The organism is Rhizobium sp. C4 (genome assembly GCF_021026315.1).
Classification (GTDB): Bacteria; Pseudomonadota; Alphaproteobacteria; order Rhizobiales; family Rhizobiaceae; genus Ensifer_A.
Map to the genome: position 1 here is coordinate 75,414 of NZ_JAJNCX010000013.1, position 24,266 is coordinate 99,679.

The 24,266-nt window shown below is 62.7% G+C and carries 23 protein-coding genes and 1 tRNA gene; 14 read left to right on the forward strand and 10 right to left on the reverse strand.

From position 1 onward, the window contains the following. Nucleotides 1-58: 58 nt before the first annotated feature. Nucleotides 59-937, reverse strand: a complete 879-nt coding sequence (locus tag LQK84_RS20020; RefSeq protein WP_230830497.1) for an alpha/beta hydrolase — start codon at nucleotides 935-937, stop codon at nucleotides 59-61. 139 nt (nucleotides 938-1,076) lie between these two features. On the opposite strand from LQK84_RS20020, the gene LQK84_RS20025 reads away from it, so the two are divergent. Beyond that, nucleotides 1,077-1,538, forward strand: coding sequence for a MarR family winged helix-turn-helix transcriptional regulator (locus tag LQK84_RS20025; RefSeq protein ID WP_230830498.1), 462 nt, complete (start codon nucleotides 1,077-1,079; stop codon nucleotides 1,536-1,538). Nucleotides 1,539-1,547: 9 nt separating this feature from the next. Here LQK84_RS20025 and LQK84_RS20030 read toward each other — a convergent pair whose 3' ends face one another. From LQK84_RS20030 to LQK84_RS20040, 3 genes are all read right to left on the reverse strand, one after another. Next, a complete protein-coding gene (locus LQK84_RS20030; protein WP_230830499.1) occupies nucleotides 1,548-2,660 on the reverse strand; it encodes an NADH:flavin oxidoreductase/NADH oxidase in 1,113 nt (370 codons plus the stop codon). Between the two features lie 101 nt (nucleotides 2,661-2,761). After that, a complete protein-coding gene (locus LQK84_RS20035) occupies nucleotides 2,762-3,199 on the reverse strand; it encodes a DUF1489 family protein (protein ID WP_230830500.1) in 438 nt (145 codons plus the stop codon). A 56-nt stretch (nucleotides 3,200-3,255) separates the two neighbouring features. Further along, nucleotides 3,256-4,656: an L-serine ammonia-lyase gene (locus LQK84_RS20040; protein ID WP_230830501.1), complete on the reverse strand. Its 1,401-nt coding sequence runs from the start codon at nucleotides 4,654-4,656 to the stop codon at nucleotides 3,256-3,258. A 201-nt stretch (nucleotides 4,657-4,857) separates the two neighbouring features. Here LQK84_RS20040 and LQK84_RS20045 point away from each other — a divergent pair, with 201 nt between their 5' ends. The 3 genes from LQK84_RS20045 (at nucleotide 4,858) to LQK84_RS20055 (ending at nucleotide 7,069) form a co-directional block, all read left to right on the forward strand. Further along, nucleotides 4,858-5,535 (forward strand): DUF599 domain-containing protein, encoded by a 678-nt coding sequence (locus tag LQK84_RS20045; protein ID WP_230830502.1) that lies wholly within the window; start codon nucleotides 4,858-4,860, stop codon nucleotides 5,533-5,535. A 71-nt stretch (nucleotides 5,536-5,606) separates the two neighbouring features. After that, on the forward strand, nucleotides 5,607-6,584 hold the full coding sequence (locus LQK84_RS20050) for a heparan-alpha-glucosaminide N-acetyltransferase (RefSeq protein ID WP_230830560.1): 978 nt from the start codon (nucleotides 5,607-5,609) through the stop codon (nucleotides 6,582-6,584). 11 nt (nucleotides 6,585-6,595) lie between these two features. After that, nucleotides 6,596-7,069: a methyltransferase family protein gene (locus LQK84_RS20055; protein WP_230830503.1), complete on the forward strand. Its 474-nt coding sequence runs from the start codon at nucleotides 6,596-6,598 to the stop codon at nucleotides 7,067-7,069. Between the two features lie 80 nt (nucleotides 7,070-7,149). On the opposite strand, the gene LQK84_RS20060 is transcribed toward LQK84_RS20055, so the two are convergent. After that, nucleotides 7,150-7,536 (reverse strand): MerR family transcriptional regulator, encoded by a 387-nt coding sequence (locus LQK84_RS20060; protein ID WP_230830504.1) that lies wholly within the window; start codon nucleotides 7,534-7,536, stop codon nucleotides 7,150-7,152. A 104-nt stretch (nucleotides 7,537-7,640) separates the two neighbouring features. Further along, nucleotides 7,641-9,068 carry a magnesium transporter gene (gene mgtE / locus LQK84_RS20065; protein WP_230830505.1) on the reverse strand — a complete coding sequence of 476 codons (1,428 nt, stop codon included), beginning with the start codon at nucleotides 9,066-9,068 and terminating at the stop codon, nucleotides 7,641-7,643. Nucleotides 9,069-9,340: 272 nt separating this feature from the next. On the opposite strand from mgtE, the gene LQK84_RS20070 reads away from it, so the two are divergent. From LQK84_RS20070 to LQK84_RS20085, 4 genes are all read left to right on the forward strand, one after another. After that, the gene (locus tag LQK84_RS20070; RefSeq protein ID WP_230830506.1) at nucleotides 9,341-9,889 is read left to right on the forward strand and encodes a Spy/CpxP family protein refolding chaperone; all 549 of its coding nucleotides are present in this window, start codon (nucleotides 9,341-9,343) and stop codon (nucleotides 9,887-9,889) included. Between the two features lie 50 nt (nucleotides 9,890-9,939). Then, nucleotides 9,940-10,653 (forward strand): response regulator, encoded by a 714-nt coding sequence (locus LQK84_RS20075; protein WP_230830507.1) that lies wholly within the window; start codon nucleotides 9,940-9,942, stop codon nucleotides 10,651-10,653. Beyond that, nucleotides 10,650-11,912 carry a sensor histidine kinase gene (locus LQK84_RS20080; protein WP_230830508.1) on the forward strand — a complete coding sequence of 421 codons (1,263 nt, stop codon included), beginning with the start codon at nucleotides 10,650-10,652 and terminating at the stop codon, nucleotides 11,910-11,912. The genes LQK84_RS20075 and LQK84_RS20080 overlap by 4 nt, the downstream gene beginning before the upstream one ends. A gap of 94 nt (nucleotides 11,913-12,006) precedes the next feature. Continuing rightward, nucleotides 12,007-12,234 carry a hypothetical protein gene (locus tag LQK84_RS20085; protein ID WP_230830509.1) on the forward strand — a complete coding sequence of 76 codons (228 nt, stop codon included), beginning with the start codon at nucleotides 12,007-12,009 and terminating at the stop codon, nucleotides 12,232-12,234. A gap of 82 nt (nucleotides 12,235-12,316) precedes the next feature. Here LQK84_RS20085 and LQK84_RS20090 read toward each other — a convergent pair. After that, nucleotides 12,317-12,401 (reverse strand) — tRNA-Leu (locus LQK84_RS20090). A 191-nt stretch (nucleotides 12,402-12,592) separates the two neighbouring features. Between LQK84_RS20090 and lipB the strand changes: the two genes are divergently transcribed. Continuing rightward, nucleotides 12,593-13,318: a lipoyl(octanoyl) transferase LipB gene (gene lipB, locus LQK84_RS20095; RefSeq protein WP_230830510.1), complete on the forward strand. Its 726-nt coding sequence runs from the start codon at nucleotides 12,593-12,595 to the stop codon at nucleotides 13,316-13,318. Here lipB and LQK84_RS20100 read toward each other — a convergent pair. After that, nucleotides 13,310-14,572: a hypothetical protein gene (locus LQK84_RS20100; RefSeq protein ID WP_230830511.1), complete on the reverse strand. Its 1,263-nt coding sequence runs from the start codon at nucleotides 14,570-14,572 to the stop codon at nucleotides 13,310-13,312. The genes lipB and LQK84_RS20100 overlap by 9 nt on opposite strands. Nucleotides 14,573-14,786: 214 nt before the next feature. On the opposite strand from LQK84_RS20100, the gene LQK84_RS20105 reads away from it, so the two are divergent. From LQK84_RS20105 to LQK84_RS20115, 3 genes are all read left to right on the forward strand, one after another. Beyond that, the gene (locus LQK84_RS20105; protein ID WP_230830512.1) at nucleotides 14,787-16,400 is read left to right on the forward strand and encodes a GMC family oxidoreductase; all 1,614 of its coding nucleotides are present in this window, start codon (nucleotides 14,787-14,789) and stop codon (nucleotides 16,398-16,400) included. A gap of 94 nt (nucleotides 16,401-16,494) precedes the next feature. Continuing rightward, nucleotides 16,495-17,622: an S-(hydroxymethyl)glutathione dehydrogenase/class III alcohol dehydrogenase gene (locus LQK84_RS20110; protein WP_230830513.1), complete on the forward strand. Its 1,128-nt coding sequence runs from the start codon at nucleotides 16,495-16,497 to the stop codon at nucleotides 17,620-17,622. 2 nt (nucleotides 17,623-17,624) lie between these two features. Continuing rightward, nucleotides 17,625-18,077 carry a GNAT family N-acetyltransferase gene (locus LQK84_RS20115; protein WP_230830514.1) on the forward strand — a complete coding sequence of 151 codons (453 nt, stop codon included), beginning with the start codon at nucleotides 17,625-17,627 and terminating at the stop codon, nucleotides 18,075-18,077. A 102-nt stretch (nucleotides 18,078-18,179) separates the two neighbouring features. Here the strand turns inward: LQK84_RS20115 and alaS are convergent, their stop codons facing one another. Continuing rightward, nucleotides 18,180-20,840: an alanine--tRNA ligase gene (gene alaS, locus LQK84_RS20120; RefSeq protein ID WP_230830515.1), complete on the reverse strand. Its 2,661-nt coding sequence runs from the start codon at nucleotides 20,838-20,840 to the stop codon at nucleotides 18,180-18,182. A gap of 193 nt (nucleotides 20,841-21,033) precedes the next feature. Further along, nucleotides 21,034-22,122 carry a recombinase RecA gene (recA, locus tag LQK84_RS20125; protein ID WP_230830516.1) on the reverse strand — a complete coding sequence of 363 codons (1,089 nt, stop codon included), beginning with the start codon at nucleotides 22,120-22,122 and terminating at the stop codon, nucleotides 21,034-21,036. 225 nt (nucleotides 22,123-22,347) lie between these two features. Here recA and LQK84_RS20130 point away from each other — a divergent pair, with 225 nt between their 5' ends. Both LQK84_RS20130 and LQK84_RS20135 read left to right on the forward strand, forming a co-directional pair. Then, on the forward strand, nucleotides 22,348-23,292 hold the full coding sequence (locus tag LQK84_RS20130; protein ID WP_230830517.1) for a carbohydrate kinase family protein: 945 nt from the start codon (nucleotides 22,348-22,350) through the stop codon (nucleotides 23,290-23,292). A gap of 26 nt (nucleotides 23,293-23,318) precedes the next feature. Next, nucleotides 23,319-24,248, forward strand: a complete 930-nt coding sequence (locus LQK84_RS20135; protein ID WP_230830518.1) for a pseudouridine-5'-phosphate glycosidase — start codon at nucleotides 23,319-23,321, stop codon at nucleotides 24,246-24,248. Nucleotides 24,249-24,266 lie beyond the last annotated feature (18 nt).

Here is a 24,266-nt window from a genome sequence, read left to right on the forward strand (position 1 = left end):
GCGAAGGCTAGCACAAGGCCCGCCGCCCTTCATGAAAGATGCATGACAATCGGCCCGATCACCCGAGAAATTTCGTGATGGCTTCGATCGCTTCCGGTGAATTGACGATGCGGCGATGCCCCAGCCCGTCAAGCCAGGTAAGCTCCACATTCGGCCCGGCTTCCGCATAGGCGCGGGCCGCATCCGCGCCCACCTCCTTGTCCTCGGAGGCATGGAGCACGAGCGTCGGCACGCCGCTGGCGGCGAGATATTTCGGCCCGAACGAGGCCTCGGCGGGGCGTCCCGTGGCACGCTCGAGCTCCGCGGTCAGCGCAACGGCGACGCGGTCGTCGAGGCCGAGTCCCTTGGAGAAATAGCGCAGCACGCGCCGCACATCGGCCGGCGAGGCAATGAGGACAATGCGCGGCGGCGAAAGCGGCCGGCCGTCAAGCGCGCCATGAGCCGCAAGCACCGTCATGAACCCGCCAAAGGAATGGCCGATCATGGCATCGAATGACCCGAAACGCTGCCAGACGGCCGCCAGCGTCCTGATCGCCAGCCCCGCATGCAGCGAACGCCCGGGGCTGTCGCCATGACCGGGAAGATCGATGGCATAGACGGAATAGCCGGCCTGCCGAAGGCCCGTGACCAGCCCTTGGGTCAGCGCAATCCGCGAGCCCCAGCCATGGGTGAACATGACGCGCCGGTCATTACCCGGCCCGATCGGCGGAAACACATGGACGGCCACCGGCCGCCCCTCGATCTCGACGGTCTCCCGCTGCGCCTGCGCCACCCAAGGGGCCGACTCGGCAAAGAGCGCCCGCTCCTTCTGCGTCTGCGGTTCGGGGTTGCGGGTGCGGGTAAACAGCGTGAAGGCAAGCCGACCGGCCAGCCGCGGCGACACCCGTCCCACGAGGTTGATCCCCCGCCCCATCATCTTCAGCCTGCCCGCATCCATCTCGCTCTCCATCGCAATTTTGTTCAACCTTGTACATTATCGCCGGGCATTGCACAAGATTGAACAAAATGCGTCCGGGAGGGTGACGAAAACGGCAAGGAATGCGATGATAAGCCACTCAAGACAGACAAGGGCTTTCATGACCGCGACGCGCCAATTCCCATGGGATCACCCCCGTTTCAAGAGCTGGATTTCGGTCGCACGCGCCTGCCAGGTGATGAACCAGGTTCTGGCGCGCGAGATTGCCAGCCTCGACATCAAGCCGCCGCATCTCGACATTCTCGTCAACCTCTATCGCTTCGAGGGACTGACGCAGCAGGACCTCGCCCGCAGGCTGCTGGTCGGTCGGTCCAACATGTCTATGCTGCTGCCGCAGATGGAAAAGCGCGGGCTGATTTCGAGGCGGGGCGACGAGAACGACCGGCGGGTGCTGCGGCTCTATCTGACGGAGGACGGCCGGGCGCTTGCCGAAAAGGCGATGGACATCCAGACGAAGGTCATCGACCGGATGATGGAAACCTCGACGCTCGACGAATGCATGTCGGTCGCCAATGTCATGGAGCGGCTGACCGCCGCGCTTCTCCTGCGCGACGGCCGCTGACGCCGTAAGTTATTTGGCCAGTGGCGAAAACAGCGTCTTCACGCCATGCGGCTTGCTCATCAGATATTGCGCCGGCGCATCCACAGTCTCGCCGAAATGGGCGGCGGCATGCCAGGGCCAGCGCGGATTGTAGAGCATGACGCGGGCAAGGCCGATCAGGTCGGCATCGCCGGCCTTCAGGATCTCCTCGGCCTGATCGAACCCGGTGATCAACCCGACCCCGACGACGGGGATCTTGACGGCCTGCTTGACGGCGCGGGCGAAGGGCAGCTGGTAGCCCGGCCCGATCTCCATCTTCGCGTCGGAGGCAAGGCCGCCGCTCGAAACATGGATCGCATCGCAGCCGCGCGCCTCAAGCGCCCTGGCAAAGGCAACGGTCGACGCTTCGTCCCAGCCGCCTTCCTTCCAGTCCGTGCCGGAAACACGCACCGTCAGCGGCTTGCCGGCCGGCCAGACCGCACGAACGGCCTCGAAGACTTCCAGCGGAAACCGCATGCGGTTCTCCAGACTGCCGCCATAGTCGTCTGTCCGCTGGTTCGACAGCGGCGACAGGAACTCATGCAGGAGATAGCCGTGAGCCGCATGGATCTGCACGGCATCGATGCCAAGACGATCGGCGCGCTTGGCGGCCTCAACGAAGGCATCGCGAATACGGACGAGGCCTGCCTGATCAAGGGCAGCGGGCGCGTCGTAAGCTTCGCGAAACGCTACTGCGCTAGGAGCAACTGTCTTCCATCCGTTTGGCGCGTCAGGCGCAATCTGAAGACCGCCCTTCCACGGAACGTCCGAGGAAGCCTTGCGGCCGGCATGCGCCAGCTGGATGGCAATTGGCATTAAAGACCGCTGCCGAATGCCATTCAGCACCCGCTCCATGGCCTTTTCGCAGTCATCCGAGTAGAGGCCGACGTCGCCGTAGCTGATCCGGCCTTCCGGTGTCACCGCCGTCGCTTCGATGGTCAGGATGGCAGCGCCCGAGAGGGCGAGCTGACCCAGATGGATCAAATGCCAGTCGGTCATTTGGCCGTCTACAGCCGAATATTGACACATTGGCGCGATGACAATGCGGTTCTTCAGCTCAAGCGGACCGACCTTGAGCGGCGAAAACAGCGTCGTGGAAACCATCGGAAATCTCCGGAATAACGAGGGGAATCAAAAGGGAGGGCAAGGCTTATGTGTGTGCGGCAAGAGGCATACGCAAGACGTCGCCGCCAGACTCTCTGAAATCAGAGAAGCCCGAGTTCCGAAAGCTCACGCTTCATGTGTTCGGGCATTTCATCGAGCCCGGTCCCGGCATTGCCGAGGTCCTTCGGCGCGTCCTTGGGCTCCAGATAGCGCCAGCCCTGGAACGGGCGCTTCGGCTGCATGACCGTTTCGACGACTTCCGGACCGAGAACCAGTTCGGCGCGCGTGATCCCGTCCCCACCGACCGTTTCGCGAATATCGAGGATCGGCTGGCGCGCCTTCACCTGACCCTTGATCACCCAATAGAGCGAACCACCGTCGATAATCTCGTCACGGCGCTTGGGAAACATGCGGGTTACATGACTGGAATGCGGCTCCATACCGGCGGCGATGGCCAGCAGCGACCGTTCGGTCACCCATTCGCGCAGATCGTCAATCGAATCCGCACCGACGCAAAGCTTGATCATGTGAAGTGTCATGGCGCCTTTGAACGACTTTCAGGCTGTCGCGTCAAGACGAGAATTGGAGCCGGATTTCAGCACTCGACCACGTTGACGGCAAGCCCGCCGGTCGAGGTTTCCTTGTACTTCTCGCTCATGTCGTTGCCGGTCTGGCGCATCGTCTCGATGCAGGCGTCGAGCGGCACGAAATGCTGGCCGTCCCCCTTCACCGCCAGCGAGGCCGCCGTCACCGCCTTGACCGCGCCCAGCGCATTGCGCTCGATGCAGGGCACCTGGACGAGGCCCGCCACCGGATCGCACGTCATGCCGAGATGATGTTCCAGCGCGATTTCGGCCGCATTCTCGATCTGCTCGGGCGAACCGCCCATCACGGCGGCCATGCCAGCGGCGGCCATCGCGGCAGCCGACCCGACCTCGCCCTGACAGCCGACTTCAGCACCCGAGATCGAGGCATTGTGCTTGATGATGCCGCCCACGGCCGCTGCCGTCAGCAGGAAATCGTGAATGCCGTCGCGATCGGCATCGGCATGAAACTGCTTGTAGTAGCGGATGGTGGCCGGGATGACGCCGGCAGCCCCGTTGGTCGGCGCCGTCACCACGCGGCCGCCGGCCGCATTCTCCTCGTTGACCGCCATGGCGTAGACGCTGAGCCAGTCATTGGCGAAAAGCGGGTTCGGGCGGTTGGAGCGCCACTCTTCCTGCAGTTTCTCATGGATCGCGCGGGCCCGCCGGCGCACCTTCAGCCCCCCGGGCATGATGCCTTCGCCGCGAATACCGCGCTCAACGCAAGCATCCATGGCCTGCCAGATGGCATCAAGCCCCTCGTCAAGCGCCGAACGGCTCATCACGGCCTCTTCATTCGCCCGCTTCATCTGGGCGATCGTCAGGCCGGAACGCGCCGCCATTTCAAGCATTTGCTTGGCCGTGGCAAAGGGGAACGGGACATTTGCCGGCGGCTTCCTGTCCTTCTCGCGGCGCATGGCTTCGAGTTCGGTATCGGTGACGACAAAGCCGCCGCCGATCGAGTAATAGACCTGCGTCAGCAGAAGGCGACCGTCGTGATCGAAGGCCGAAAGGCGCATGCCGTTGGCATGACCCGAAAGCGGCTGCTTCTTGTCGAAGACAAGATCCTCGACCGGATTGAAATGATAGGCTGGGTGGCCGGGCGGCGTGACGCTGCGGGTCTTCTCGACCGTCTCGATGATCGCATCCATGTGATCGGGATCGACCTTGTCCGGCAACTCGCCGGCAAGGCCGAGGATCACCGCCCTGCCCGTGCCATGGCCGATGCCGGTATGGGCAAGCGATCCATGCAGGCTCACCTTCAGCGCCGCCACATGGGCACCCTGCGGACGCGGCCAGTCGTCGGAAAGGATCAGTGCCAGAAACCGCGCGGCAGCCGACATCGGACCCATCGTGTGCGAGCTGGACGGACCGATGCCGATCTTGAAAACGTCGAAGACGGAAAGAAACATGGATTGCGCCCGGCTGCTTGAGATTCAATCCGCCCATCTTATCCGCCAAAGAGGCGTTCGTAAGCCACCCATCGGCATGCGATGACGATTTCGCGACACCCGGCAAGCCGCAGCGCCGTCCTCGACGGGAAAGCCGGAGAACCGGGCGTTGTCCACAGCCGCAAAGCTTCCGCCGAAGCCGAATCCGTGTCAGAAAACGTCATGACCTCACTCGATTATTTCGCGCTCAGCATCTTCCTGATCCTCTGGTGGGGCTTCTCCTGGCTCACCAGCGGAAGGCCGAAGATTGCCCGTCCGGCGCTCACCCATCTCGTCAACAATTACCGCCGCGCCTGGTTGCGCAATTCGCTGACGCGTGACCTGAAAATGATCGACACGCAGATCATGGCAGGCCTGCAGAACGGCACAGCCTTCTTCGCCTCCGCCTCGATGTTCGCCCTCGGCAGCTGCTTTCCGCTTCTGGGTGCCTCCAACAGTGTCGGCTCGATCTATGCGACGCTCCCCGCTTTCTTTCAGACCGGGCAGGAAGGCTTCGAGTTCAAGGTCGTGGGGCTGGCGGCAATCTTCGCCTATTCCTTCTTCAAGTTCGGCTGGGCCTACCGTCTCTTCAACTACTGCACGATCCTCTTCGGCTCGCTGCCGATGCCGAAACACACCCATGACGATCAGGAGGTGACGGAGCGCGCGGTCGAGCGGGTGATCGAGCTGAACATCCTCGCCGGCAAGCATTTCAATGCGGGTCTCCGCGGCATCTTCCTGTCGATCGGCTATATCGGCTGGTTCCTGAGCCCCCTGCTCCTGATCGCACTCACCGTCTTCGTCATCGGCGTTCTGATCCGCCGGCAGTTTTTCTCCGAGGCGCGCGCCGCATTGTTGTGAGCCTGCCGCAAAAAAGGCGTGTCCGCGCGCCATGCGACACCGTCTTCTCAATGCAATGAAAGCGAAGGGTGATGAGCCAGGACACTACGGTCGAGCAGCCGATCGGTCGGCTTCACTGGATGGACGCGCTGCGCGGCATCGCGCTCGTCGCCATGGCGACCTATCACCTCACCTGGGATCTGGAATTCTTCCATTATCTGGAGCCCGGAACGGCAAGCAGCCTGCCGCTGAAGATCTATGCGCGATCGATCGCCTCAAGCTTCCTGTTCCTGGCCGGTTTCAGCCTCTATCTCGCCCATGGCAAAGGCATCCGCTGGCAGTCCTTCTGGACGCGCTTCGGCAAGATCGTGGTGGCGGCACTGCTGGTCACGACCGCGACCTTCTTTGCGATGCGCGACGAGTTCATCTATTTCGGGATCCTGCACAATATCGCGGCCGCCAGCCTGATCGGCCTCCTGTTCCTGCGCGCCCCGCCGCTCGTCAATATCCTGGTGGCCGCCGCCGCCATCGCCGCGCCGATCTGGCTGCGCGATGGCGTCTTCAACACGCCGGCGCTCTACTGGGTGGGCCTGTCGGAAAGTGTCCGCCGCTCCAACGACTACGTGCCGCTGCTGCCCTGGCTCGGTCCGTTCCTGATCGGGATTTCCGCTGCACAACTTCTAATAAAGTTTCGACTCATAAGAATTCTGGCTGGCGACGACGCCAAAAAATTCCACGTCTTTTCCGGGTTATCCACAGTTGGTCGCCACAGTCTTGCCTTCTACCTGCTGCACCAACCGATCCTGATCGCTATAGTATGGTGCATCGCACAAGTGTTCCCGGCAGCCAGCCCCGATCCAGCTTTGTCCTATATGCAGAGTTGTAAGGCGGCCTGTGCAGCACAACAGTCCGAGTCCTTCTGTAGTTCGTTCTGCGGCTGCACTCTGACTGAGCTGAAAAGCCAGAACCTGTTCGACGTACTGGAACGAGGCGAACTCGACGTCAACAACGACGCGCGTGTACTTGGCATCAGCCGCCAGTGCACAAGGACTGCGCAGGGACAGGAATAGGCAACAGGATCATGAACGAGTTTCGGTCGCGCCCCTTGAATTTTCCATGGCCTCCACTGTTTTACATCGCCGCCTGCATGGTCGGCTTTGCAATCGAGGCGCGCATGCCCTCGCCGCCCGGTTTTCATCTGACGGTGCTGGCGCCGATCACCGGCTGGGCCTTCATCACCATGGCCGTCAGCCTCGACATCTGGGCGATGAAGACGCTCTCTGACCGTGACACGGCCGTGATGCCGATGAAATGCGCAAGCCGGCTCGTCACCTGCGGCCCCTATCGTTTCACCCGCAATCCGACCTATCTCGCCTACACGCTGCTGCTGATCGGTGTCGGTCTGGTTGCAGGCAGCGCCTGGGTGATGATCGGCGCCGTCATCGCGGCCGGCCTCACCACCTATCTCGCCATCCGCCCGGAAGAGTTTCACCTTCTGTCGCGCTTCGGTTTCGAATTCGAGCGCTATTGCCACGGCACCCGCCGCTGGCTTTGAGACTAGCGACATCAGAAACAGAAAGGCCGCCGGACATGTCCAGCGGCCTTTTTTTTCATTCCCTCGGTCAAAGACCCTGATCAGGTCCCGACGCCGATTTCGGCAAGCCGTGTCAGGCACTGCTCTTCGATGAGATCGAGTTCTGTGATCGTGTCCTCGATATCCTTGCGCTTCTGCTTCAGCTCGTCGCGCTTTTCGGTCACGCGCCTGAGCATCAGCGTCAGCTGGCCCGACTCGCCCGGCGGATCCTTGTAGGCGAGGATGATCTCGCGGATCTCGGCAATGGTGAAACCGATGCGGCGACCGCGCAGGATGTTCTGGATGATGCGACGATCCGAATGCCGGAAGAGCCGGGTGCGACCCCGCCGCTCAGGATGAACCAGCCCTTCGTCTTCGTAGAAACGCAGTGTTCGGGTGGAGATGCCGAACTCCCGCGTCAATTCCGTGATGGTGTAGAGCTTTTCCACGTCTGTTTTTCCAATCGATTTTGAGCCCATTCTATTGACCTTAACGTAAAAGTCAATCAGCGGTTCGATTTCGTTGGTAAGGCATTCATAGCATAATCAGAGCATCAAAGCACGCCATACCACCACGATGCCAGGCCCAGGAACGAGAAGAAGCCGGTGACATCCGTCACCGTCGTCACGAAGACGGCGGAGGCGACGGCGGGGTCAATGCCGAAACGGTCGAGCAGCAGCGGGATGAGGATCCCGCCGAGCGCTGCCGCCAGCATGTTGATCAGCATGGCGGTGGCAATGATGCCGCCGATGCTGAGATCGTGGAACCAGAGCCCGGCGACAATCCCGATCAGCACGCCGAAGATCAGACCGTTGAGAATGCCGACGCCCGCCTCGCGGCCGATGATGCGCGCGGCATTGTAGATGTCGAGGTCCTTGGTGGCGAGCGCCCGCACCGTCACGGTCATGGTCTGCGAGGCCGCATTGCCGCCCATGCCGGCAACGATGGGCATCAGCACGGCCAGCGCCACGACCTTCTCGATCACGCCGTCGAACAGCGCGATCACCGAGGCCGCCAGAATGGCGGTGAGCAGGTTGACCAGAAGCCATGGCACGCGCGAGCGCGAGGTGCTGATGACCGTATCGGACAGCTCTTCGTCGCCGACGCCGCCGAGGCGCATCAGGTCTTCCTCGGCCTCTTCCTGGATCACGTCGACCACGTCGTCGATGGTCAGCACGCCGACCAGCCGGCCGTTCTCGTCCACCACGGCGGCGGAGAGAAGGTCGTATTGCTCGAAGACCTGGGCGGCCTCTTCCTGGTCCATCTCGGCAGGCACCGGATGGTTCGTCTCGCGCATGATCTCGTCGATCTTCAGGTCCCGCGTCGAACGGAGAATGCGGTCGAGATCAACGGCGCCGAGCAGCTTGAAGGTGGGATCGATGACGAAGATCTGCGAGAAACTCTCCGGCAGGTCGCGCTCGTCGCGGAGATAGTCGATCGTCTGGCCGACATTCCAAAACGGCGGCACGGCGACGAATTCCGTCTGCATGCGGCGGCCGGCCGAGCTTTCCGGATAGTCGAGCGCGCGGCGCAGGCGCACCCGCTCGGTGAACGGCAGCTGCGCCAGGATCTCTTCGCGGTCTTCCTGGTCGAGGTCTTCCAGGATGTAGACGGCGTCGTCGGAATTCATTTCGCCGATGGCGGCCGCCACCTGATCGTTCGGCATCTGCTCGACGATTTCGAGACGGATGGCCTCGTCCACCTCGGTGAGCGCGGTGAAGTCGAAGGCATCGCCGGCAAGGCGCACCAGTGCATGCCGCTGATCGGCCTCCAGCGCCTCGATGAGATCGCCAAGCTCGGATTCATGCAGGCGCGCAACATTGTGACGAAGGAATTCGACATCCTCCGCCTCCAGCGCCTCGCCGATGATCGCCAGATAATCCTGCCGGATCAGACCGTCTTCGTCATAGATGTCGAAATGCTCGGTCGTCTCGTTGCCTGGAGACAGGCGTCCGCGTTCCAGTTCGCCGGTTTCAGCCATCGGCGTCTCCTGTGCAAGAGATGATTTTCGGGTTCGCGCCGCCATCGAGCGAGCTTCACCGTGCTACCGGAAAACCACGCATCAGTCCACCGACGTAACGGCAGGCAGGCTTGGAAAACTCCGGCAAAGCCCTGTTTTTCCGGCAGGATCGACGCTCCCGACAGGTGAAGGCTTACTTTACCTTTCTTTACAAACGGCAGATACGCGCGAAACGTTCCCCGGGCATGATGGTCCTCATCGAAAACCCAGCCGAACAGGCAATGGAGACCATCATGGAACCGAATGAAAACAGGCAGGACACCGCAAAGACCGGGCTCTCCTGGAAGCGACGCTCGACCATTGCAGGTCTCGCCATCGTCGCCGTCACGATTGCCGGCGTTGGCGCCTTTGCCGTCGCCCGGGACAACTTCGGCCCTCCCGGCATGGAAATGGCCGACATGGGCATGGGCGGCCATCACGGCGGCATGATGCAGAAGGTCAAGGGCGGCTTCATGGAACATCGCCTGACCAAGGCGCTCGACAGCGTTGACGCCACCGACGAGCAGAAGCAGAAGATCAAGGCGATCTTCGACAAGGCCCGCGAAAGTGTCGCCGACATGCGCGGCGAGCGCGGCCAGATGCGCGATCAGGTCAAGGCGCTTCTCGAAAAGCCGGTGATCGACCGCGATGCCGTGGAAACCATGCGCAAGGCCCGCGTCCAGAAGATGGACGATGCCTCCAAGATCATGACCACCGCCATGATCGACGCGGCGGAAGTGCTCACCCCCGACCAGCGCGCCAAGCTCGCCAAGGAATTCGAAGCTCACCGCCCGCGCTGGTGATGCTATAACAGGCTTGGGGATTCCCCGGGCCACGGAAGGGACACAACAGCATGACGGCGGACATACTCATCATCGACGATGATACGAGGCTCACCGCCATGCTGGAAGATTACCTGAAGAAACAAGGATTTGCCACGCGCGCCAGCGCGACCGGCAAAGACGGCCTGGCGGAAATCGCCCGCACTCCGCCGGCCGTCGTCATTCTCGACCTCATGCTGCCTGACCTCGACGGCTTTGAGGTCTGTCGGAAGGTCCGCGCCACCTCGGACCTTCCGATCCTCATGCTGACTGCCAAGGGCGAGGAAACCGACCGCATCGTCGGTCTCGAACTCGGCGCCGACGACTATCTCCCCAAGCCCTTCTCGCCGCGCGAACTTCTGGCGCGCCTGCGCGCCATCCTGCGCCGCAGCCAGGGCACCATGACCTCCGCGCGCGATGCCGACATCCTCACCTTCGGCGACCTCGAAATCGACCGTGGCGCCCGCCAGATCCGCGTCGCTGGCGAGGAGCGCCAGATCACCGGCTATCAATACGATCTCCTGCTGGCGCTGGCCGAAAATGCCGGCCGGGTGCTGTCGCGCGACCAGCTGATGGACATGGTCAAGGGCGAGGAGCTGGAAGCCTTCGACCGCTCCATCGACGTGCACATCTCGCGCATCCGCGCCGCGATCGAGACCGACCCCAAGCACCCGCGCCGCATCATCACCGTGCGCGGCGCCGGCTATCTCTTCGCCCGCCACCAGACGCCTTCAGGTGGCGCATGAATTTCATCCGCCGCTCGCTCTTCCTGCAATTCTACGCCACGATCCTGATGGGTCTGGCGCTGGTTGCCATCGTCTTCGTCGCCTTTGCCGCCATCGGCAAGTTCGACCAGCGCGATCCGCTCTCCGCACGCCTGGGCCCCTTCCTCGATTCCGTCCTGCCGCCGCCCGGCGAGAATTTCAATCTCGACCGCGCCGTGCACCGCATGGCCGATACGGTCAACGCCGATATCAGCGTCTATGACAAGCAGGGCGCGCTGATCGCCAATGCCGGCCGCCCGGTGCCGCCGGATGTGACCACGGATGATCCCAAGGGCTTCCGCCCGCCAAACCGCACCTTTGCCTTCGACACGCCGGACGGGCTGAAGGTCGTCGCCCGCAGCCGCCGGCCCTTCGGCCCGCATCGCCAGAACGTCGCCTTCATCATCCTGCTGATTGCCGCAGCCCTTGGCCTCGCCGCCCTGCCCGTCACCCGCCGCCTGACGCGCCGGTTGGAGACGCTGAAGACCGGCATGGACACATGGAGCGCCGGCGCGCTGCAGACGCGCCTCACCGTCGAGGGCAATGACGAGATCGCCGACGTCGCCCGTACCTTCAACATGGCCGCCGGCCGCATCGAGGAGCTGGTGACGGCGCAGAAGAACTTGCTGGCCAACGCCAGCCACGAGCTGCGCTCGCCGCTCGCACGCCTGCGCATGGCCATCGAAATGTTCGAGGCCGACCCGGGCGAAAACCTGAAGACCGAGATCGTCCGCAACATGGCCGAACTCGACGAACTGGTCGAAGAAATCCTGATCTCCAGCCGCCTGCAGGCCGGCCGCGCGGAAAGCTTCGAGGACATGGTCGACCTCGTCGCCATTGCCGCCGAAGAAAGCGCCCATTTCGACGCAGCCGACGCCGTCACCGTCACCGGCCCCTCCACCCTGATCCGCGCCAACGGCCGCCTCATCCGCCGCCTGATCCGCAACCTCCTGCAAAACGCCACCCGCCACGGCAAGCCACCCATCGAGCTTGCCGTAACGGAAACCGCCGACGCCCTTCACCTAACGGTGACCGACCACGGCGACGGCATCCCGCAGAGCGAGCGCGAACGGATTTTCGAGCCGTTCTACCGGCCGGCAGGTCGGGCGGAAGCTGCGGGCGGCTGGGGGATCGGGCTCGCGCTGGTGCGGCAGATCGCCGAGCTGCATGGGGGGAGCGTGGTGTGCGAGGCGGCGGAAGGTGGCGGCGCGGCGTTTGTGGTGAGGTTGCCGAGGAACTGATATCTCCCGTGCGGTCAACAATAGCCTTGAAAATGAAGACAGCTTATCGCATAAATGTTCCCTATTTGTTCGATCAAGCAAGGGAATCTGCTTCATGAGCTATTTGGGAATCGATGCAGCTATCACAGAATGCACTCAAGAGATCGATCGCATTCACAATCATTTTACAGATATCGACAATGGACTGCGCCACTACACCGAGAATGAAAAAGGTGAGTTGAAGCTCGACTGCACCTCCCGCGAGAAAGAACGCGAGCAAGAAGCACTTAAAATGCAATATAACTACTTGAAGATATACAAAAACTTCGAGAAGAACAGTTAGTACCAGAGCAGCTATTCTAACTGAAACACAACAAAAAACCCGGCTCAAGGCCGGGTTCTTTTGTCTCGGCTTGAGAGCCGAATGGTGCGGTCGAGAAGACTCGAACTTCCACGTCTTGCGACACAGCGACCTCAACGCTGCGCGTCTACCAATTCCGCCACGACCGCATCGTGGTAGAGCCGAATTGCTCCGGCGGGGCTGCATGTAGCAAAAGCATCTGGGGTGCACAAGTGGACGATGACGTTTTTTTGTCGGTCTGCGAGCTTTTTCAACGGCCCCTCGCCGGCGCATCGCGCCAACCCCTTGCGCGACAGGGGTTTGACGCCCTAAATGCAGTCAAAACAAGGAAATGCCTCTCATGCTTCGTCAGGATATCGCCCCTTCCATGCTCGCCGCAGAAGGCAGTCCCCCCGTTCGGTGGTGGATTTCGGACGGATTGATTCCCTATGAGGAGGCCGTCGCCGAGATGGAGCGCCAGGTGGGCCTGATTGCCGATGGTCAGGCCGATGAACTGGTCTGGCTGCTGGAACATCCGCCGCTCTACACGGCCGGCACCAGCGCGGATGCCAAGGACCTCGTGCAGCCCGATCGCTTCCCGGTCTTTGCCACCGGCCGCGGCGGCGAATATACCTATCACGGCCCCGGCCAGAGGGTCGCCTATGTCATGCTGGACCTGAAGCGCCGGCGGCAGGATGTGCGTGCCTATGTGGCGGCACTCGAAGAGGTGATCATCCGCACGCTCGATTCGATGAATGTCAGGGGCGAGCGGCGCGAGGATCGCGTCGGCGTCTGGGTGCGCCGACCGGAAAAGCCGGTGCTTCCCGATGGCTCCATGTCGGAAGACAAGATTGCAGCACTTGGCATTCGCCTGCGCAAATGGGTGAGCTTTCACGGCCTGTCACTGAATGTGGACCCCGACCTCGACCATTTCGGCGGCATCGTGCCCTGCGGGATTTCCGCCTATGGCGTCACCAGCCTTGTCGATCTCGGCCTGCCGGTGATGATGGCGGATGTCGATATACGCCTGCGCGAAGCCTTCGAGGAGGTCTTCGGGCCAACGGTGAGCGTGGCGTCCTCAGGCTGAGCCGAACAGCAGGCCAGCGGAGAAGACGATCGCGAAACTGTGGATGATCACGGCGGCGTAGAGGCCGAGGCCGACCAGCAGGCGCTCTGCCGGACGCATCGGGGCCAGTTCGTCGCGCATCTTGATCGTGCCGGCGCTGATCATGCTCAGCAGCGCGAAGACGGCGAGCGACACGATCAGGATTTCCTGCGGCACGCCCACTTCCCAGCCGGTGACGGCAATGACCGCCGAAATGCCGAAGCTGCCGACCATCTGCATGCCGAGCCCGGGAAAGATCCGCCGCAGCACCTGGCCGCCGTCGAACCGCGCCATTGGCAGCAGGTTGAGCAGATTGAAGCCGCCGAGGATGAGGATCATCACCAGGAGCGGCCGGTCGAGCGTGGCCGCAGCCGCGCTCTTCGCCGCCGCTTCATGGCCGACAATGGCGATCGGCACGACAAAGGCCGACATGCCGGCGCCCATCAGCGCGCAGGTCGCGGCTTCGAAATTGGAATTGTAGGGCCGCCCGCCGATCGCGATCCCGCCGAGAAGCGGCACGAAGATCATCCGCGCCGTGCGATGCCCGAAGGCGCGATAGGCCGCCATGTGCCCGAGTTCGTGCATGACGATGACGAGCGTCAGGATCGTCGACAGCACGAGTCCATTTGCCGTCAGACCGAAGAACGGCCAGAACAGCAGCGTCGACAGAACGGCAAGGAAGACCTGCATCGGCGGATGTTCGAACATCCCGACCTTCTTCGCCTCGCCCGTCTTCAGCCAGCCTTCCAGCGAGCGCATTTCCCGGCGCAGCGCAAAATAGCGGTAAACGAGGAAAGCGATGCCGCGATAGCGGTCCGTCTGCTCGACCGTAAGCTCCGTCACCCCGCCTTCGGCCCGCAGCTGCCGCCGCTCGCTGAAGGATGCCCAGACGGTGGGATCAAGCGCCGTGTCGTCGACGACCCGCGTCGAAAAGGCGAAGCGGTCTTCGCGGGAAATTTCAAGTACGCGCTCGATCGGCGCGCCCTTGCGGTCGAGGTGCTGATAGGACTGTCGGGCAAAGCGTCCAGCCGGGTCTTCGGCCCGCGAGGACAGAAGCGACGGGTTCCAGTCGGCATGTTCGCCGAGCGGATCGATGGCCGACCAGAGATGCTCGGGCTTGGTATCGAATCGGCGGGTCATCCTGAGTGTGCGCACACCCACGGGCGCCGCCATGATCAGCCAAAGCAGGAACAGGTTGATCGCCAAAAGGATCAGCCCGGGATTGATCGTTTCCACCGTCAGAACCTCGATACAACGCGGAGGAGAATGAAAACATTAACACACGAAAGTTAACGCTAACCTTCGGCTGACCGCAGCGCCTCTCCCGCAGCGACACAAGCGCGCAGTCCCGCCGCAAGCCCGCAAGCACCGCGTCACGCGGGCCGTGCGCACGTTGACAAGCATCGGATTCCTTGCATCTTTCTTGAAACAGGGAGCGGGGGGATATTTCATGGAATTCGATTACGTGATCGTTGGCGGCGGGTCCGCCGGCTCAGTGCTGGCTGCACGCCTTTCGGAAGATGCGCGCCTCACGGTCTGCCTGCTGGAGGCGGGCGGCGAAGGGCGCGGGCTTGTCACCCGCCTGCCCTTCGGCACCATCGCCACCCTGCCCGGCAAGCCGAAGATCACCAACTGGGCCTTCGAGACGGTGCCGCAGAAGGGCCTCAACGGCCGGCGGGGCTACCAGCCGCGCGGCAAGGCGCTCGGCGGCTCCAGCGCCATCAACGCCATGCTCTATGTGCGCGGCCAGCCGGAGGACTATGACGGCTGGGCGCTGGACGGCTGCCCCGGCTGGGGCTGGCACGACATGTTGCCCTGGTTCCTGAAATCGGAAGGCAACCAGCGCGGCGCCTCGTCCCTGCATGGCGCAGACGGGCCGCTGCAGGTGTCCGAGCAGCAGACACCGCGCGGGCTGACGGAAGATTTCATCCGCGCCGCAGAGGAATGCCAGATCCGCCGCAATGACGACTTCAACGGCCCGGAGCAGGAAGGCGTCGGTCTCTACCAGGTGACACAGTTTCACGGTGGCGCGAAGAATGGCGAGCGCTGCTCGGCCGCCGCCGCCTATCTCCACCCGGTGGTGGGCCGCCGCAACCTGAAGGTCATGACCGGCGTCGAGGCGCAGCGGGTCATCTTCGAAGGCAAGCGCGCCGTCGGCGTCCGCTACAAGGAAAACGGCACGGAACGGAATCTCAGGGCACGCCGCGAAGTCATCATCTCCTCCGGCGCCTTCGGCTCGCCGCAGCTCCTCATGCTATCGGGCATCGGACCGGGCGCGCATCTGCAATCGCTCGGCATCGAGGTGATCAACGACCTGCCCGGCGTCGGCCAGAACCTGCAGGACCATCTCGACTATGTGCTGCCGGTGTTCACCACCATCAAGGACACGGTCGGCATCGGCCTTGCCGGCACCGCCAAGATCATCGCCGAGGCGCTGCGCTGGCGGCGCGACGGCACGGGCATGCTGGCGACGCCCTTTGCCGAGGGCGGCGCCTTCATCAAGTCCTCGCCCGATGTCGACCGCCCCGACCTGCAGCTGCATTTCGTGCTCGGCATCCTCGATGATCACGCCCGCAAGCTGCATCCCGGCTACGGCTATTCCATCCATGTCTGCGTGCTGCGACCGAAAAGCCGTGGCGAGGTGAAGCTCGCAAGCCGCGATGCAGCCGCCGCGCCGCTGATTGACCCGAACTACCTCGCCGACCCGCGCGATGCGGAGCTGATGCTGAAGGGCGTCAAGCGCGTCCGTGCGATTGCGGAAGCCCCCGCGCTTGCCCGCCACTTCAAGCGCGAACTCTTCCCGCTGAAGACAGGCAGCGATGAAGAGCTGATGGAGCATGTCCGCGCCCGCGCCGACACGATCTATCACCCCGTCGGCACCTGCCGCATGGGCAACGGACCGATGGCCGTGGTCGATACCAGCCTGAAGGTGCGCGGGCTCGACGGGCTGCGCGTCATCGACGCCTCGATCATGCCGAACCTCATCAGCGGCAACACCAATGCGCCGACAATCGCAATTGCCGAACGCATGGCCGTCGAGATCGCGGCGGCGGGCCGGGGATGATTTATGCCGCGGCGGGGCTTGAGCAGGAGCTGCAAGCCATGCCAAAACGTCCGCATCGACATTTGATTTATAAGCGAAATCGGAAGGAAGCCCCATGGATGTCCGCGCAGCCGTCGCCGTTCAGGCCGGAAAACCACTTGAGATCATGACCGTGCAGCTGGAAGGGCCGAAAGCCGGTGAAGTCCTGGTCGAGATCAAGGCGACGGGTATCTGCCACACGGATGATTTCACGCTGTCTGGCGCCGACCCCGAAGGTCTGTTTCCGGCCATTCTGGGCCATGAGGGCGCCGGCATCGTTGTGGATGTGGGCCCCGGCGTGACCTCGCTGAAGAAGGGCGACCACGTCATTCCGCTCTACACGCCGGAATGCCGCGAGTGCTATTCGTGCACCTCGCGCAAGACCAACCTCTGCACCTCGATCCGTTCGACCCAGGGTCAAGGCGTAATGCCGGACGGCACGAGCCGCTTCTCGATCGGCAAGGACAAGATCCACCATTACATGGGCTGCTCGACCTTCGCGAATTTCACCGTTCTGCCGGAAATTGCACTGGCCAAGATCAACCCCGATGCGCCCTTCGACAAGGTCTGTTACATCGGCTGCGGCGTCACGACGGGTATCGGCGCCGTCATCAACACGGCCAAGGTCGAGATCGGCTCGACCGCGATTGTCTTCGGCCTCGGCGGCATCGGGTTGAACGTGCTGCAGGGTCTGCGGCTTGCCGGCGCAGACATGATCATCGGCGTGGACATCAACCCGGATCGCAAGGCCTGGGGCGAAAAGTTCGGCATGACGCATTTCGTCAACCCGAAGGACGTCGGCGACGACATCGTGCCCTACCTCGTCAACATGACCAAGCGCCATGGCGACCTGATTGGCGGTGCGGATTATACGTTTGACTGCACGGGCAACACCAAGGTCATGCGCCAGGCGCTCGAAGCATCCCATCGCGGCTGGGGCAAGTCGGTCATCATCGGTGTTGCCGGCGCCGGTCAGGAAATTTCGACACGTCCTTTCCAGCTGGTCACCGGCCGCAACTGGATGGGCACGGCCTTTGGCGGTGCGCGCGGCCGCACGGACGTGCCGAAGATCGTGGAATGGTACATGGAAGGCAAGATCCAGATCGACCCGATGATCACCCACACGATGCCTCTGGAAGACATCAACCACGGCTTCGAGCTGATGCACAAGGGCGAGAGCATTCGCGGCGTCGTGCTTTATTGACCATGGCCGCGCCTTACAAGCTCGATGTGCGGAAGATGGAAGAATTTTCCGCCGTCGATCTCTATGAAATGCTGAAGCTGCGCGTCGACGTCTTCGTCGTCGAGCAGCACTGCCCCTATCCGGAACTCGACGGCAACGACAAGGACTGCCTGCATCTGCGGTTACTGATGGATGGGGAATTGTTGGCCTGTGCAAGGCTCTGGCGTCCGACACCGGAGCATCATACGCGGATCGGACGCGTGGCGGTCTCACCGCACCATCGCGGCAGACGGCTCGGCGAAGCCTTGATGCGCGAGGCGATTTCAGAGCTGAAGAAGCGCCATCCCGGCGAACCGATCGAGATCTCGGCGCAGAGCCATCTGCAGAAATTCTACGGATCGCTAGGCTTCAAGGTGATCTCAAACGAATATATTGAAGACGGCATCCCGCATGTGGATATGCTGAAAAACGCCTGAGCGACGAAAGGCGGGGATACAGCTTCGCCTTCATGGACAGAAATGCAAAAAGCCCGCGAAACCATCAGGTTTCGCGGGCTTTTTTGATTCTATTCCGTTACGTCAGCCAGCCAGGGCCTGCGCAACGGCCTCGATGGCTTCCGCTGCCTTCGCGCCATCGGGACCGCCGGCCTGGGCCATGTCAGGACGGCCGCCGCCGCCCTTGCCACCGAGAGCGGCGGACGCGATGCGGACGAGATCGACGGCGCTGAAGCGGCCGACCAGATCTTCGGTCACGGCGACGACGGCGCTGGCCTTTTCGTCAGCGGAAACGCCGATGAAGCAGACGACACCGCTCTCGACGCTCTTCTTGCCTTCGTCTGCCAGACCCTTCAGGTCCTTCGGCTCAACGCCGGTCACGACCTTGCCGAGATACTTGACACCATTGACCTCGCGGACATCCTGACCCGAACCACCGGCAGAACCGCCGAGCGCCAGCTGGCGGCGGGCCTCAGTCAGTTCGCGCTCCAGCTTGCGGCGCTCGTCCATCAGCGACTCCACGCGGGCGACGATATCGCCCTGCCCGACCTTGAGCAGACCGGCCAGCGTCTTCACGCGCTCGTCCTGGGCGGCGAGATAATCGCGCGCCGCAGAGCCCGTGACGGCCTCGACGCGGCGGACGCCGGCGCCAACGGCACTTTCGCCGATGACATGGACAAGGCCGATATCGCCGGTGGCGCGCACATGCGTGCCGCCGCAAAGTTCGACGGAATAGGCCTTGCCGGACTTCCCGCCGCGCACGCCGGTGCCCATGGAGACCACGCGCACTTCATCGCCATACTTTTCGCCGAACAGGGCCATCGCGCCTTCGGCAATGGCATCGTCCACGCTCATCAGACGCGTCGTCACCGGCGCATTCTGGAGCACGATTTCATTTGCCATTTCCTCGACGATCTTCAGCTCCTCGTCCGACATCGGCTTCGGATGCGAGACGTCGAAACGCAGGCGCTCGGGTGCGACCAGCGAGCCCTTCTGCGCGACATGGGTGCCGAGAACTTCGCGCAACGCCTCGTGCAGCAGGTGGGTCGCCGAGTGGTTGGCGCGCAACTGGCCGCGACGGCCATGATCGACCGTGAGCAATGCCGCATCGCCGACCTTCAGCGCGCCGGAAACCACGCGACCATAATGGACGAACAGGCCCTCGCCCTTCTTCTGCACATCGCTGACCTCGACGCGGGTGGAGCCCACCGCGATCACGCCGGCGTCACCCATCTGGCCGCCGGACTCGCCATAGAACGGCGTCTGGTTGACGAGGATCTGCACCGTGTCGCCTTCAGAGGCGCTGTCCACGGACTTGCCATCCTTGACGATCGCCTGGATCGCGCCCTCTGCCTCTTCCGTGTCGTAACCCAGGAACTCGGTGGCGCCGAACTTTTCCTTCAGCTCGAACCAGATCGTCTCGGTCTGCGCTTCGCCGGAGCCGGCCCAGCTCTTGCGGGCCTCGGCCTTCTGGCGCTCCATCGCATCGGTGAAGCCGGAAAGATCGACATTGATTTCGCGGGCGCGCAGCGCGTCCTGCGTCAGGTCGAGCGGGAAACCATAGGTGTCATAGAGCTTGAACGCCGTCTCGCCATCCAGCATGTCGCCCTTCGACAGCGTCGAAGTCGCATCCGAAAGCAGGCCAAGGCCGCGTTCGAGCGTCTTGCGGAAGCGGGTTTCCTCGAGCTTCAGCGTCTCCGAAATCAGCGCTTCGGCGCGGACCAGTTCCGGATAGGCCTGGCCCATCTCGCGCACCAGCGTCGGCAGCAGCTTGTAGATCAGTGGATCGCGCGACCCGAGCAGCTGCGCATGGCGCATGGCACGGCGCATGATGCGGCGAAGCACATAGCCGCGACCTTCGTTGGACGGCAGAACGCCGTCAGCAATCAGGAAGGCGGAGGAGCGCAGGTGATCGGCAATGACGCGATGCGAAGCGCGATGCTCGCCTTCGGCAGCAACACCGGTCGCCTCCACGGAGGCCGCAATGAGGTTGCGGAACAGGTCGATGTCATAGTTGTCGTGCTTGCCCTGCAGAAGGGCCGCGATGCGCTCGAGGCCCATGCCGGTATCGATGGACGGACGCGGCAGACCGACGCGCTCTTCCTTCGAAATCTGCTCATACTGCATGAAGACGAGGTTCCAGATTTCGATGAAACGGTCGCCGTCTTCTTCCGGAGAACCGGGCGGGCCGCCCCAGATATGTTCGCCGTGATCGTAGAAGATTTCAGAGCACGGACCGCAGGGGCCGGTATCGCCCATGGCCCAGAAGTTGTCGCTGGTCGGGATGCGGATGATGCGGCGGTCGGAGAGACCGGCAATCTTCTGCCAGAGGCCATGCGCCTCGTCGTCCGTGTGATAGACGGTGACGAGAAGCCGGCTCTTGTCGATGCCGAATTCCTTGGTGATCAGGTTCCAGGCCAGCTCGATGGCCCGTTCCTTGAAATAGTCGCCGAAGGAGAAGTTGCCGAGCATTTCGAAGAAGGTGTGGTGGCGCGCGGTATAGCCGACATTGTCGAGATCGTTGTGCTTGCCGCCGGCGCGCACGCATTTCTGCGCGGTGGCCGCCGTCGAATAGGGGCGGCTTTCGAGGCCTGTGAAGACGTTCTTGAACTGCACCATGCCGGCATTGGTGAACATCAGCGTCGGGTCGTTACGCGGAACGAGCGGGCTCGAGGCCACGACTTCATGTCCGTTCTTCTTGAAGTAATTCAGAAACGACGACCGGATTTCATTCACGCCACTCATGGGAGCCCTTCAACATTTTCGACTTCAAACCGCATGCGGTCCACCCCCGCAAGAGCCGGGGAAACAAGCGCTTTTATAACCCGCTCGTCCAACTGTCCAGACTTGAGGATCACGGGAAATAATCAAATAAAAACCGGCCGCATCGCATCACGACACGGCCGGCTTCAAAAACATCGTCCCGAAGGACTGGATATTACATGTCGGCAGCCATGTCGCCGTCTTCGCCTTCCGGACCGCCCTTGTCGAGCAGCTGGTCGGCGAGAAGGCCGGCGTTCTGGCGCAGCGCCATCTCGATCTCGTTGGCAAGCGCCGGATTGTCGCGCAGGCACTGCTTGGCGTTTTCACGGCCCTGGCCGAGACGCTGGCTGTTATAGGAGAACCAGGCACCCGACTTCTCGACGATTCCGGCCTTGACGCCGAGATCGACCAGTTCGCCGGTCTTGGAGACGCCTTCGCCATACATGATGTCGAATTCGACCTGCTTGAAGGGCGGTGCCATCTTGTTCTTGACGACCTTGACGCGCGTCTGGTTGCCGACAACCTCTTCGCGATCCTTCACCGCGCCGATGCGGCGGATGTCGAGACGAACCGACGCGTAGAACTTCAGCGCGTTACCGCCCGTCGTCGTTTCCGGCGAGCCGAACATGACGCCGATCTTCATGCGGATCTGGTTGATGAAGATGACCATGCAGTTCGACCGCGAGATCGAGGCGGTCAGCTTGCGCAGCGCCTGGCTCATCAGGCGGGCCTGCATGCCCGGCAGGCTGTCGCCCATTTCGCCTTCGATTTCGGCGCGCGGCGTCAGGGCCGCCACCGAGTCGATGACGAGGACGTCGATGGCCCCGGAACGCACAAGCGTGTCGGTGATTTCCAGCGCCTGTTCGCCCGTGTCCGGCTGCGAGATCAGCAGGTTCTGCAGGTCTACACCGAGCTTGCGGGCATAGACCGGGTCGAGCGCATGTTCGGCGTCGACGAAGGCGCAGATACCGCCCTTCTTCTGGGCTTCCGCAATCGTCTGCAGAGCCAGGGTCGTCTTGCCCGAGCTTTCAGGACCATAGATCTCGATAATGCGGCCCTTCGGCAGACCGCCGACGCCCAATGCAATATCGAGCCCCAAAGACCCTGTCGAAACAGTCTCGATCTCAACGATATTCTCGTTCGAGCCGAGCTTCATGATGGAGCCCTTGCCGAACGAACGCTCGATCTGTGAAAGTGCGGCTTCAAGAGCCTTGCTTTTATCCACCGATTTGTCCTCTACCAGCCGCAAAGAATTCTGTGCCATGGCTCCACCTTTAGGTTATTGAAGCAGCCTGGGCAACAGCGCCGCCGATGCCGATTTTGTACATGATATGTTCTCATTTCGCAAGAGCCATTCAAGCAATTGAGAAAAATGAGGAAATTGACGCGTGTTCACATTATGTTTCAGCTGTGAATTCAAGCACTTCAGATTGACCGGGCCGGCCTCGCCCTCCCCGGTTTCCAGCTTTGATTCGGAAAGGACAGTGCAATGAGCGGAGCCCGAATCGTCGTCATCGGCGGCGCCCATGTCGATCGCCGCGGCCGCATCTTCGGCACCACAAGGCCGGGCGCGTCCAATCCCGGCGAATGGTTCGAGGAGGCCGGCGGCGGCGGCTTCAATGCGGCACGCGCGCTTTCGCTGCTTGGCCATGACGTGACGATGGTCAGCGTCGCCGGCGGCGATTCGGGCGCATCCCTTGTCGAGGCCGCGGCAGCGCGCACGGGCGTGAAGCTCAACGGCTTCACCTTTCTCGACCGCCAGACGCCAAGCTACACGGCCATCCTGGAGGCCGACGGCAATCTGGTGATCGCGCTCGCCGACATGGCGCTCTACGACCTGATGACCGCGCGGCGGCTGAAGGTGAACTGGCTGCGCGAGACGCTGGAAAACGCCGATTTCATTCTCTGCGACGCCAATCTGCCGGCCGAGACGATCACGATGCTGACGGCGGATGCCAGCGCCCGCGCGATCCCGATAGGCGCGATCGGCATTTCGCCCGCCAAGATCGTGCGCCTGGCGCCCTCGCTTTCCGCACTCGATTTCGTCTTCATGAACGAGGCGGAGGCGCGCGTGCTGGCAGGCTCGGACAGCGAGGCGCAGGACTGGCCGAAGCGCCTTGCCGAACGCGGCCTCAAGGGTGGCGCGATCACCCGCGGCATGAAGCCGGCCGTCCTCTGGCGCGATGGGGCTGCCGTCGAGCTCGCCCCGCCGGCGGTGGAGACGATCGGCGATGTCACCGGCGCGGGCGATGCCTTCGCGGCGGGTGCGATCGACGCCTTTTTGGCCGGAGGCCAGAATTCCGATATGATACGGCAGGCAACGGCCCTCGCCCGGCTGACGGTTCTGTCACCGCTCGCCGTGGCAGAAAATGTAAACCGTCAATCGCTTTCTGAAATGCTGGCTCTTGTGCCGCAGCCGGAAATGCTGGATTGAAACGGTACGAACCAAGGAATAGACCCATGAATACGAACAGTAATCCGGCGGCCAACGTCGTTTTTGCCCAGGAAGTTGCAGACGCCAAGGCGCGCGGCGCGGCGATCGTGGCGCTGGAATCGACCATCATCACCCACGGCATGCCCTATCCCGGCAATCTGGAGATGGCCCGGAGCGTCGAGGCGATCATCCGCGAGGCGGGTGCGGTTCCGGCGACCATCGCCGTGATCGACGGCACGCTGCATATCGGCCTTGAGGCTGACCAGCTGGAAACGCTGGCGCAGACCAAGGGCGCCATGAAGCTCTCGCGCGCCGACTTCGCCTTCGCGATTGCCGAGCGCCGCACGGGCGCAACCACGGTTGCCGCGACCATGATCGCCGCCGCCCGCGCCGGCATCTCGGTTTTCGCCACCGGCGGCATCGGCGGCGTACACCGCGGCGCCGAGCAGAGCTTCGACATTTCCGCCGACCTTGAGGAACTGTCGCGCACCTCCGTCATCGTGGTTTCGGCGGGCGCCAAGGCGATCCTCGACGTGCCGAAGACGCTGGAAGTGCTGGAAACCAAGGGCGTTCCGGTCGTCACCTACGGCCAGGACGAATTCCCGGCCTTCTGGTCGCGCTCCTCGGGACTCAAGAGCCCGCTGTCGCTCCACAGCGCCTCGGCCATCGCCAGCTTCCAGAAGACGCGCACGGAATTCGGCATCCATGGCGGCATGCTGATTGCCAATCCGGTGCCGGAGGCAGACGAAATCGCCCGCGACGAGATGGAAATCTATATCGGTCGGGCGCTGGCCGATGCGGAATCGGACAACATCCAGGGCAAGGCCGTCACGCCCTACCTTCTCGACGCCATCTTCCGCATCACCGAAGGCCGCAGCCTCAAGACGAATATTGCGCTTGTCGAGAACAATGCGCGTCTGGCTGCAGAAATCGCGGTTGCGCTGACGGTTGCCTGACGCTTCGATCGTCCAACG

Excerpts from the sequence above, each read along its gene's own strand:
- LQK84_RS20130 (WP_230830517.1), top strand. The coding sequence starts at position 22,348 with ATGAGCGGAGCCCGAATCGTCGTCATCGGCGGCGCCCATGTCGATCGC.
- LQK84_RS20085 (WP_230830509.1), top strand. The coding sequence starts at position 12,007 with ATGAGCTATTTGGGAATCGATGCAGCTATCACAGAATGCACTCAAGAG.
- recA (WP_230830516.1), bottom strand. The coding sequence starts at position 22,122 with ATGGCACAGAATTCTTTGCGGCTGGTAGAGGACAAATCGGTGGATAAA.
- LQK84_RS20045 (WP_230830502.1), top strand. The coding sequence starts at position 4,858 with ATGACCTCACTCGATTATTTCGCGCTCAGCATCTTCCTGATCCTCTGG.
- mgtE (WP_230830505.1), bottom strand. The coding sequence starts at position 9,068 with ATGGCTGAAACCGGCGAACTGGAACGCGGACGCCTGTCTCCAGGCAAC.
- LQK84_RS20030 (WP_230830499.1), bottom strand. The coding sequence starts at position 2,660 with ATGGTTTCCACGACGCTGTTTTCGCCGCTCAAGGTCGGTCCGCTTGAG.
- LQK84_RS20035 (WP_230830500.1), bottom strand. The coding sequence starts at position 3,199 with ATGACACTTCACATGATCAAGCTTTGCGTCGGTGCGGATTCGATTGAC.
- LQK84_RS20135 (WP_230830518.1), top strand. The coding sequence starts at position 23,319 with ATGAATACGAACAGTAATCCGGCGGCCAACGTCGTTTTTGCCCAGGAA.
- LQK84_RS20110 (WP_230830513.1), top strand. The coding sequence starts at position 16,495 with ATGGATGTCCGCGCAGCCGTCGCCGTTCAGGCCGGAAAACCACTTGAG.
- LQK84_RS20040 (WP_230830501.1), bottom strand. The coding sequence starts at position 4,656 with ATGTTTCTTTCCGTCTTCGACGTTTTCAAGATCGGCATCGGTCCGTCC.
- LQK84_RS20080 (WP_230830508.1), top strand. The coding sequence starts at position 10,650 with ATGAATTTCATCCGCCGCTCGCTCTTCCTGCAATTCTACGCCACGATC.
- LQK84_RS20115 (WP_230830514.1), top strand. The coding sequence starts at position 17,625 with ATGGCCGCGCCTTACAAGCTCGATGTGCGGAAGATGGAAGAATTTTCC.
- LQK84_RS20055 (WP_230830503.1), top strand. The coding sequence starts at position 6,596 with ATGAACGAGTTTCGGTCGCGCCCCTTGAATTTTCCATGGCCTCCACTG.
- LQK84_RS20025 (WP_230830498.1), top strand. The coding sequence starts at position 1,077 with ATGACCGCGACGCGCCAATTCCCATGGGATCACCCCCGTTTCAAGAGC.
- LQK84_RS20050 (WP_230830560.1), top strand. The coding sequence starts at position 5,607 with ATGAGCCAGGACACTACGGTCGAGCAGCCGATCGGTCGGCTTCACTGG.
- LQK84_RS20075 (WP_230830507.1), top strand. The coding sequence starts at position 9,940 with ATGACGGCGGACATACTCATCATCGACGATGATACGAGGCTCACCGCC.
- alaS (WP_230830515.1), bottom strand. The coding sequence starts at position 20,840 with ATGAGTGGCGTGAATGAAATCCGGTCGTCGTTTCTGAATTACTTCAAG.
- LQK84_RS20020 (WP_230830497.1), bottom strand. The coding sequence starts at position 937 with ATGGATGCGGGCAGGCTGAAGATGATGGGGCGGGGGATCAACCTCGTG.
- LQK84_RS20070 (WP_230830506.1), top strand. The coding sequence starts at position 9,341 with ATGGAACCGAATGAAAACAGGCAGGACACCGCAAAGACCGGGCTCTCC.
- lipB (WP_230830510.1), top strand. The coding sequence starts at position 12,593 with ATGCTTCGTCAGGATATCGCCCCTTCCATGCTCGCCGCAGAAGGCAGT.
- LQK84_RS20105 (WP_230830512.1), top strand. The coding sequence starts at position 14,787 with ATGGAATTCGATTACGTGATCGTTGGCGGCGGGTCCGCCGGCTCAGTG.